The organism is Bradyrhizobium sp., from assembly GCF_035484855.1.
In the GTDB taxonomy this organism is placed as follows: Bacteria; Pseudomonadota; Alphaproteobacteria; order Rhizobiales; family Xanthobacteraceae; genus Bradyrhizobium.
Map to the genome: position 1 here is coordinate 1 of NZ_DATHOP010000066.1, position 7,739 is coordinate 7,739.

Sequence of the window (7,739 nt, forward strand, 5' to 3'; positions counted from 1 at the left end):
GGGCATTCAGGGCCGTGGCGAATATGTCCGCCTCGCGCTGGAAGAGGCCGGCGCCGACTATGCCGACGTCGCGCGCAGCGAACGCGGCATGGCCACGATGATGAAGATGATGGAGGCGGAGCGCGGCACGCCGCCGTTCGCGCCGCCGTTCCTCAAAGCCGGCAAGCTCGTGATCGGGCAGGCCGCCAACATCCTGCTCTATCTCGGCTCGCGTCACGGTCTGGCGCCGAAGGCGGAAGCCGGCAAACTGTGGGTGCATCAATTGCAATTGACGATTACGGATTTCGTGCTGGAAATCCACGACACCCACCATCCGCTCGGCCCGTCGCTGTACTACGAGGACCAGCGCGCGGCCGCGAAAAAACGCAGCGCCGAATTCTGGAAGGAACGCGTGCCGAAATATCTCGGCTATTTCGAGCGGCTGCTGCAGGCGAATGGCGGCGGCTATGTCACCGGCCGCAGGCTGACCTATGTCGACCTGTCGCTGTTCCAGATCGTGGTGGGGCTGCGCTACGCTTTCCCGAAGCGCATGAAGACGTTCGAGCGCAACATTCCCGGGCTGGTCGAACTGCACGACCGCGTTGCGGCGAGGCCGAATATCATGGCCTATCTCGCCAGCGAGCGGCGGATTCCCTTCAACGAGGACGGGATTTTCCGGCATTACAAGGAATTGGATCGTTAGTTCGTCATTCCGGGATGGTCCGAAGGACCAGACCTCAGATGCGCAATTGCGCATCGGGGAATCTCGAGATTCCGGGTTCGCGCTATGGCGCGCCCCCGAATGACCGCGGTGCGGTCACCTATTCCGCCCGTCGATCGCGGTCATCGCGAGTTTTGCCAGGTCGATGCCGTCGATGCAGCTGACGTTCAGCGCCACCACTTCGGTGCCATCAGGCTTCTTGCCGCGCGCGAACACTTCGACGCCGCAGTCGGTACAGGACTGGTGCCGGATCGCCTGCTTGTTGAACAAATACTCCCGCAAATTGTCCTCGCCGGCGCGCAGCTGAAACAGTTTTGGCGCCAGGAACGCAAAGTGCAGGCCCTTCTTGGTGCAGATCGAGCAGTTGCAGGCGGTCACCATGGCAAGATCGGTGGTGCATTCGAAGCGCACCATGCCGCAATGGCAGCCGCCGGTGAAGGTCCTGGTGTCGGGCATCGGTCTCCCCGATTCGAGGGATCACCAGGATCGCGGCATTTTCCGGCAAACTTGCGGCGGGCCGCGCGCTGACCGTCATTGCCGGGCTTGACCCGGCAATCCATCTTCTTCGCAAAGTGCTCTCATGAAGGTTGATGGATACGCGGGTCAAGCCCGCGTATGACGAGTTGTGGTTGCCTCCGCCCTCAACACAGCTGATCGATCCGCATTCCCTGTCCAGGGGGCAGGGCGGCGAGAACCGGCGGCTGGGAGGCGGCCAGGAGGTCGGCGTCGGCGTCGCTGTCGGTCTGCACGTCCGGCGCCTTGGGCGCGCTGGAATCGGGCTGGGACACCGGGGTCGATGCCGGAATGCTCGAAATACTGCTCATGGAAAGATCCTCGCATTCGCTTTGCCCGACTGTGACGGGGGGGAGGCGAAGGCCTCATGAACGAAATCGCTAAACTTCGCGGCATCGGGACCGATGCTGCCCCAAGGTGAACGGGTAACTGCGATTTGCGCGTAAAGGGCGATTGCGGGATTTACCGGGCTTTGACCGGTGCAAGCCCTGCCGCTCGTGCCGTCGCCTATTCGTCGACGCCGCGCGAGATCGTGATCGACGCGTCGGTCTTTGTCCGCACGCAGCGCATGTCGAGGCGGCGGTAGCGGGTGGTGACGTCGTCGCCGTGGATCAGGCCCATCCGCTTGATGCAGCGGGTGGCGCCTTTCAGCATGTCGTCTTTCGGCAGGGTGAAGATGATGGCGGTAGCGCTGGCGACCAGATCGATGAAGGCGGCTTGCGGCTTGCGGCTGTCGGCCTTGGCATACAGCTGGTTGGAATAGTTGCGGCCGGCGCAGCCGAGCGTGATTTGCTTGGCAAGCGGATGCGACAGATAGATCACGTTGGCCGCGGTCTTGCCGACGGCGACGCCGTCGATCTGGCTTTTGAGCTGGGTGGCGAGATCGTCGCAGCGGTCGGCGCGCGCCGGCGACGCGGCGAGCATGGCCGATAGCGCAAGCGCGGCGAAGATCGAGCGGGCGAGCAGGTTCATGGTCATTGAAACACCCCCGCGCCATTGAAGCTTGCGCGGGGGATTCATGCAAGCGCCCGGCCCCGATCGCCGGGCGATGGCGGGGAGAGTGTTGCGCCGAAGAGCCAGCCGACCAAGGCCCTATTGGCACTTGCCCCTGTGGGCCAGCGAAACTTCTGCCTGCTGGCGTTTGCAGTCATTGAAGTAGGTTTGGCCGTTGCAGCCGCAGACCTCCAGCTTGGGACTGGTGATCTGCGAGCAGAATCTCGGTATTCGCGCGCACCTGCCGCTCTGGTCGGCCCCGTGGAACCACCCGCACTCTCCGGGTTTGTGTTCACAGAACAGACCGGCGTCGCAACGCAGGCCCGCGATTCCCTCGCATGTCTTGCCAAGACCGACGGCGTTGGCGCCGGTGGGGACCGACAACATCAGCGCCAGCGCCGCTGCGAGCAAAATAACGAATTTGGTTTTCATGGGTCGCCTCCCTGTCACGTTTGGTGTTTGGAAAGACAACTTTAGGTTACGTTGATCTTCGCCGATGCGCAATGGCTGCCGTACCGGAGGTGGCGGTACGTTCGCCGTTGTTGCTGCCTGCCCATCTTCGCATTTCCGCCGCTCCGTGATATGCTGATCCCATGAGCAGAGAGCAGGAAAAGCTGTCCTGGACCGTGTGCTGACCTGGCCGAGCGAGCGCCAGGAGGATGCCGCGAAGGTGTTGTTGCTGATGGAATCGCAGGACGAAAGCGTCTATCAGCTGACCGACGAACAGGTCGAGGAAGTCCGGCGGCGCGTCGCCGATCCTGACGCTCGCAGGTTGACGCTCGAGGAGTTCAAAGAGCGGCTGCAATGCCGTCTTGGCGAATGAGGGTTGTGGTCCGTGAGGCGGCGGCCTGCGATCTCGACGACATTTTCGATTGGATTTCCAGGGATAGCCCTGCCACTGCGAGGATCGTGACTGAACGACTTTTCAGCACTACGGAACTGTTGATTTCGTTTCCGTTCAGGGCGCGCGCCGGTCGCCATGCCGGTACGTCCGAATGGCCGCTGCCGCGACTGCCTCACATTGGGTGAATTATTCGGCTAGATGGGCTATTACTACCGAGAACCCTTGGATCATTGCGGCGATGGAAAACCGCCAGCCCACCCATTGGCATCCGTTACCGAGCGAAATGAGGTCTCTCGCCAAGTGGAGGTCTTGGTTGGACCGGTGCGCTATACATGTGACGGAGCAATTCCTCCAGCTTGAGGTCAAAGTCAATGTCATCACGCATGTCAATGTACGCGCGGCCACGCAGGAATGAAGGGATTGCTTCGTTGTAGTTCCCGCTACGCAGTATCGGGAGAAATTTAGAATTATCAGAAGTGTTAGCGTAGTATGAATCGAAGATTTCTGCGGTCACAATCGATGTCTCGTATCCAACTCCTTGCCGGGCCGCATCTGCTTTCTCAGCAAACGCCGGCGTGCAAATCAGAATCACGTATGAAGAGCTCCGGATCGCTTGCAGCATGAATTGTGGCAGCGATACGCCAGGCTTAACATCCCAGCGATCAAATTTGACGAAGACTCCGTTCGCTTGCAGCGCCTCGGCTAGCTTGGTTACCCACTTCTGATGTTTATCGTCTTCCCAAGCGTAGCTGATAAAGGAAATTAACGGTGGCGTTTTGGGCCCTGTGGTCGTTCTCTGCTTCGTTGTATCTTTGTTGCTTGCCGGCTTCTCTTTGCGATACGGGCCTAACTTCAGTTCTTTCATTCGGTCTTTTGCCAAATCGCGGTCGACTCCGCGCGTCATCGCAAGTTGACCGACAGTGTTACATCTGCGGACAACCGCTCTTGGCAATAGAAGTTCAACCGCGAGTGAGTTTGCTTCGATCTCTGCTGGTTGCAACTTCCTCGAATAATGTAGAGTTTTCCCATGTAACAACCAATGTGCCAGTTCGTGGGCAGCCAGAAATATTAGCTGAGGTTCTCTCTTTTTTAGTTCGAGGTAAGCGTGATCCGAAAGAACGATCCGCTTCGCAACATCGCCTTCAGCCTCCGAATAGGCGGGAGGCTCGTCACCTGCGGTCGGATACACCAAAAGATAGTAGTCAGCATCCACCAGACAAAGGAGATGCTCCAAAACATAAAGGAAATCCACAAAAGGGCGGTTCCTTAGGTCGAAGCATTCCAAGAACGTGATAGCTATACGCCTCAAGTCCTCTTTCGAGCGGGTTCCTGGTTCGGATTTTGTTAGTCGCTTTCGAAGTTGCTGAAGCTGTTGATACTTATCGGCGTCAAACTCAAAACCGAGTTGGGCCACCGGCGCCATGTCATCGTTGATTGGCCCAGTTTGATACTTCGGAGCTTTCGCCAGTCGGAGGAGTTCGTCAACTTCCTGCTTGGGCAAATCCTCCTTTGAGAACTCCTTCAGCCAAGCCACGGTATCTAAAACAAAATCCTCAGAAGCGTCTTCGTCACCTCGCTCGATCCTCGAGATGTCTGAAGGTAGGCAGGCCAACTTTTCGGCATGATCACCCATATAGAGACCACGCCGACTTTTGAGCTGTCTAAGCCGAATTCCTAAAGGATGTAGACCCCCGCCCATGCGCGAATCATTCCGTGGCGTCAAATTATAGGCTGATCTACCATATATTGGGGTGTCAACAGCCCAACTCGGCCCGATTCGGGGTATTCCACGGAGTTCAGTAGGCACAGACAGAGAACACGTGTAGGGGAAGAAGAACATTGGTTAGATAGGTAGCTTCCATGAACGCCCCCACCGCCTTTCCCGATCCAAAACCCGTCCCGCCGTACAAGCACACGCCGCTGTTTCCGCTCGGCGCCGACACTGCGCCGTACAAGAAGATCACGACCGAGGGCGTGCGGGTCGAGAAAGTGCTGGGCAAGGACATGCTGGTGGTGTCGCGCGAGGCGCTGCGGGCGCTGTCGGAGGCGGCCTTCGGCGACATCAATCATTATTTGCGGCCGGGGCACCTGAAACAGTTGCGCGCGATCCTCGACGATCCCGAGGCCAGCGACAACGACAAGTTCGTCGCCTTCGACTTTTTGAAGAACGCCAATATCGCCGCCGGCGGCGTGCTGCCGATGTGCCAGGACACCGGCACCGCGATCATCATGGGCAAGAAGGGTTTTCGCGTTATCACCGATGGCGACGACGAGGCCGCGCTCTCGGAAGGCGCGCGCGATGCTTATCTGCGCCGCAACCTGCGCTATTCGCAAGTGGCGCCGCTGTCGATGTACGAGGAAAAAAACACCGCCAACAATATGCCGGCACAGTGCGAGATCTATGCCGAGGGCGATGACGCCTACAAATTCATGTTCATGGCCAAGGGCGGCGGCAGCGCCAACAAGAGTTTTCTGTTCCAGGCGACGCCGTCGGTGCTGACCAGGGAGCGGCTGCTGGCGTTCCTGAAGGAGAAGGTGCTGACGCTCGGCACCGCGGCATGCCCGCCCTATCACCTGGCGATCGTCATCGGCGGCACCTCGGCCGAGCTCTGCATGAAAACCGTAAAGCTTGCTTCCGCGCGCTATCTCGACGCGCTGCCGACCCACGGCTCGGCCGACGGCAACGCGTTCCGCGATCTGGAGATGGAGCAGGAGATCCTCAAGATGACGCAGTCGCTCGGCGTCGGCGCGCAGTTCGGCGGCAAGTATTTTTGCCACGACGTCCGCGTGATCCGGCTGCCGCGCCACGGCGCCTCGCTGCCGATCGGGCTCGGGGTCTCCTGTTCGGCGGATCGCCAGGTGCTCGGCAAGATCACCAAGGACGGCGTTTATCTGGAGGAGCTCGAGCATAACCCCGCGCAGTATCTGCCTGTGGTCGAGCAGGCGCTCGGCGGTGAGGTGGTGCAAATCGACCTCAACCAGCCGATGAAGGAAATTCTCTCGACGCTCTCAAAGCACCCGATCAAGACGCGGCTGTCGCTATCAGGCACCATGATCGTGGCGCGGGATTCCGCGCACGCCAAACTGCGCGAGCGGCTGGAGAAGGGCGAACCGCTGCCGAACTATTTCAAGAACCATCCGATCTATTACGCGGGCCCCGCCAAGACGCCGGAAGGCTATGCCTCCGGCGCGTTCGGTCCCACCACGGCGGGACGGATGGATTCCTTTGTCGACCAGTTCCAGGCCGCCGGTGGGTCGATGGTGATGCTGGCCAAGGGCAACCGCGCGCCCGCCGTGCGCGAGGCCTGCAAGAAGCACGGCGGCTTCTATCTCGGCTCAATCGGGGGAGCGGCGGCGAACCTTGCCGAGCACTGCATCAAAAAGGTCGAAGTGGTGGAATATCCCGAACTCGGCATGGAAGCGATCTGGCGCATCGAGGTGGTGGATTTCCCGGCCTTCATCATCATCGACGACAAGGGCAATGATTTCTTCAAGGAATTGAATCTGGGGTAGGTCGTCGTCCCGGCGGACGCCGGGACCCATAACCACCGGCGGTCATGGTTGAGGGAAAGCCGTCGACTATCGAGGCAAACAACTATCGCCGCGGCGTATGGGTCCCGGCGTTCGCCGGGACGACGCAAGTAAATTATTACGCCCTCATTCCCGTGAACGGAAAGCTGCCCATCGGGCCGATGCCCATTTCGCCGGACATGCTGTCGCCCGCGACCTTGCCGGTGAAGGCAAGTGTCAGCTGCATCGGGTTGGTGATGGAAATCTTCCAGGCGACATCGTCGCCGGATACCGTGCCGTCAAAAATCTCGCCCGTATTGCCCTCGGCGCCTTGCGTGCCCGTCAGCGTGCCATCCGAGCTTGTCAGCGACAGCGTCGCATTGCGCTCGCCCATCGGCGTCGACATGGTGATGTTCCAGTTGCCGTCCACGGCCATTTCAGCTCTCCTCAAATTTGTTCGCAAAACCGGAATGGTTCTGGGATAAAGCAGGCTCCGCCTCGCGGTATAGCGCATCTTGCAGCGCAGGCAACCGCGGCAATCAAGCGCGAGCGGCCCTGATCCGGCTGGTGACGAGGATGCGAAACGCCAGATATTGCACGGCGAAGGCGGCGAGCTTGGCCCCGAGCAGCACCACCGACACATAGATCGCCCACAGTTTGAGGTCGCCAGTGAGCGCGATCGCGATCGTGCCTGCGCCCAGCACAAACATCAGTGCCGCCCAGGCGTAGCCGGCGAAGGTGACGTATTCCGGAATGGTCTCGGCCACGATCGGCGGCATGTAGCGCAGCATCCAGCCGCGCTTGAGCATGATCGCCCCGATCGCGAAATGGGCGACGGCGGGCTTGGCCAGCACGAAGCTGATATCATTGGTCAGGATCGTGGCGCCGCCGAGCACGATCACGAGACCGAGGCTCGCCCAGGTCATGAAGCCCATCTCCTGCCCTTTGATCCGGCTATAGACCACCTGCGCAATGGCGCCGGCGATCGCGACCGAGGTCGCCAGCACGATGTTGTCGGTGGCGAGATAGATGACGAGGAAGACAATGGTCGAGAAGAAGTCGTGGGCGAAGCGGGCGAATACGTCCTTCATCGGCTTTCCTCCAAGGTCTCGTTCAGGGGCTGGTCAGCGGGCTTTCGGCAAGGCGTTGGGCGGCGGCAATCCCAGTTTCATACGGCGA

At 60.0% G+C, this 7,739-nt stretch carries 11 protein-coding genes; 4 read left to right on the forward strand and 7 right to left on the reverse strand.

Features of this window, described 5'->3' with window-relative positions:
- The first annotated feature begins 4 nt into the window (after window positions 1-4).
- Entirely contained in the window at window positions 5-682 is a 678-nt protein-coding gene (locus VK804_RS07665; protein WP_325369543.1) for a glutathione S-transferase, read from the forward strand.
- A 114-nt stretch (window positions 683-796) separates the two neighbouring features.
- Here VK804_RS07665 and VK804_RS07670 read toward each other — a convergent pair whose 3' ends face one another.
- The 4 genes from VK804_RS07670 to VK804_RS07685 all read right to left on the reverse strand — a co-directional run bounded on the left by VK804_RS07670 (window position 797) and on the right by VK804_RS07685 (window position 2,638).
- Window positions 797-1,156, reverse strand: coding sequence for a GFA family protein (locus tag VK804_RS07670; RefSeq protein WP_325369527.1), 360 nt, complete (start codon window positions 1,154-1,156; stop codon window positions 797-799).
- 185 nt (window positions 1,157-1,341) lie between these two features.
- On the reverse strand, window positions 1,342-1,524 hold the full coding sequence (locus VK804_RS07675) for a hypothetical protein (RefSeq protein WP_325369529.1): 183 nt from the start codon (window positions 1,522-1,524) through the stop codon (window positions 1,342-1,344).
- A gap of 196 nt (window positions 1,525-1,720) precedes the next feature.
- The gene (locus tag VK804_RS07680) at window positions 1,721-2,185 is read right to left on the reverse strand and encodes a hypothetical protein (RefSeq protein ID WP_325369545.1); all 465 of its coding nucleotides are present in this window, start codon (window positions 2,183-2,185) and stop codon (window positions 1,721-1,723) included.
- Between the two features lie 120 nt (window positions 2,186-2,305).
- Complete coding sequence (locus VK804_RS07685; protein WP_325369531.1) at window positions 2,306-2,638, reverse strand: Kazal-type serine protease inhibitor; 333 nt, start codon at window positions 2,636-2,638, stop codon at window positions 2,306-2,308.
- Between the two features lie 196 nt (window positions 2,639-2,834).
- Between VK804_RS07685 and VK804_RS07690 the strand changes: the two genes are divergently transcribed.
- Window positions 2,835-3,029, forward strand: a complete 195-nt coding sequence (locus tag VK804_RS07690; protein WP_325369533.1) for a hypothetical protein — start codon at window positions 2,835-2,837, stop codon at window positions 3,027-3,029.
- A complete protein-coding gene (locus VK804_RS32965; protein WP_414642733.1) occupies window positions 3,026-3,235 on the forward strand; it encodes a type II toxin-antitoxin system RelE/ParE family toxin in 210 nt (69 codons plus the stop codon). Before VK804_RS07690 ends, VK804_RS32965 begins: the two co-directional genes overlap by 4 nt.
- Before the next feature lie 86 nt (window positions 3,236-3,321).
- Here the strand turns inward: VK804_RS32965 and VK804_RS07695 are convergent, their stop codons facing one another.
- Window positions 3,322-4,683, reverse strand: a complete 1,362-nt coding sequence (locus VK804_RS07695) for a TIR domain-containing protein (protein WP_325369535.1) — start codon at window positions 4,681-4,683, stop codon at window positions 3,322-3,324.
- A gap of 227 nt (window positions 4,684-4,910) precedes the next feature.
- Here VK804_RS07695 and VK804_RS07700 point away from each other — a divergent pair, with 227 nt between their 5' ends.
- Window positions 4,911-6,563 carry a fumarate hydratase gene (locus VK804_RS07700; RefSeq protein ID WP_325369537.1) on the forward strand — a complete coding sequence of 551 codons (1,653 nt, stop codon included), beginning with the start codon at window positions 4,911-4,913 and terminating at the stop codon, window positions 6,561-6,563.
- Between the two features lie 136 nt (window positions 6,564-6,699).
- Here VK804_RS07700 and VK804_RS07705 read toward each other — a convergent pair whose 3' ends face one another.
- Window positions 6,700-6,996 carry a hypothetical protein gene (locus VK804_RS07705; RefSeq protein ID WP_325369539.1) on the reverse strand — a complete coding sequence of 99 codons (297 nt, stop codon included), beginning with the start codon at window positions 6,994-6,996 and terminating at the stop codon, window positions 6,700-6,702.
- A 103-nt stretch (window positions 6,997-7,099) separates the two neighbouring features.
- Window positions 7,100-7,651: an inner membrane-spanning protein YciB gene (locus VK804_RS07710; RefSeq protein ID WP_325369541.1), complete on the reverse strand. Its 552-nt coding sequence runs from the start codon at window positions 7,649-7,651 to the stop codon at window positions 7,100-7,102.
- Window positions 7,652-7,739 lie beyond the last annotated feature (88 nt).

Bases quoted from the DNA above. Each gene is read 5' to 3' on its own strand.
- VK804_RS07670 (WP_325369527.1), bottom strand. From the start codon at position 1,156: ATGCCCGACACCAGGACCTTCACCGGCGGCTGCCATTGCGGCATGGTG.
- VK804_RS07675 (WP_325369529.1), bottom strand. From the start codon at position 1,524: ATGAGCAGTATTTCGAGCATTCCGGCATCGACCCCGGTGTCCCAGCCC.
- VK804_RS07680 (WP_325369545.1), bottom strand. From the start codon at position 2,185: ATGAACCTGCTCGCCCGCTCGATCTTCGCCGCGCTTGCGCTATCGGCC.
- VK804_RS07685 (WP_325369531.1), bottom strand. From the start codon at position 2,638: ATGAAAACCAAATTCGTTATTTTGCTCGCAGCGGCGCTGGCGCTGATG.
- VK804_RS32965 (WP_414642733.1), top strand. From the start codon at position 3,026: ATGAGGGTTGTGGTCCGTGAGGCGGCGGCCTGCGATCTCGACGACATT.
- VK804_RS07695 (WP_325369535.1), bottom strand. From the start codon at position 4,683: ATGGGTGATCATGCCGAAAAGTTGGCCTGCCTACCTTCAGACATCTCG.
- VK804_RS07700 (WP_325369537.1), top strand. From the start codon at position 4,911: ATGAACGCCCCCACCGCCTTTCCCGATCCAAAACCCGTCCCGCCGTAC.
- VK804_RS07705 (WP_325369539.1), bottom strand. From the start codon at position 6,996: ATGGCCGTGGACGGCAACTGGAACATCACCATGTCGACGCCGATGGGC.
- VK804_RS07710 (WP_325369541.1), bottom strand. From the start codon at position 7,651: ATGAAGGACGTATTCGCCCGCTTCGCCCACGACTTCTTCTCGACCATT.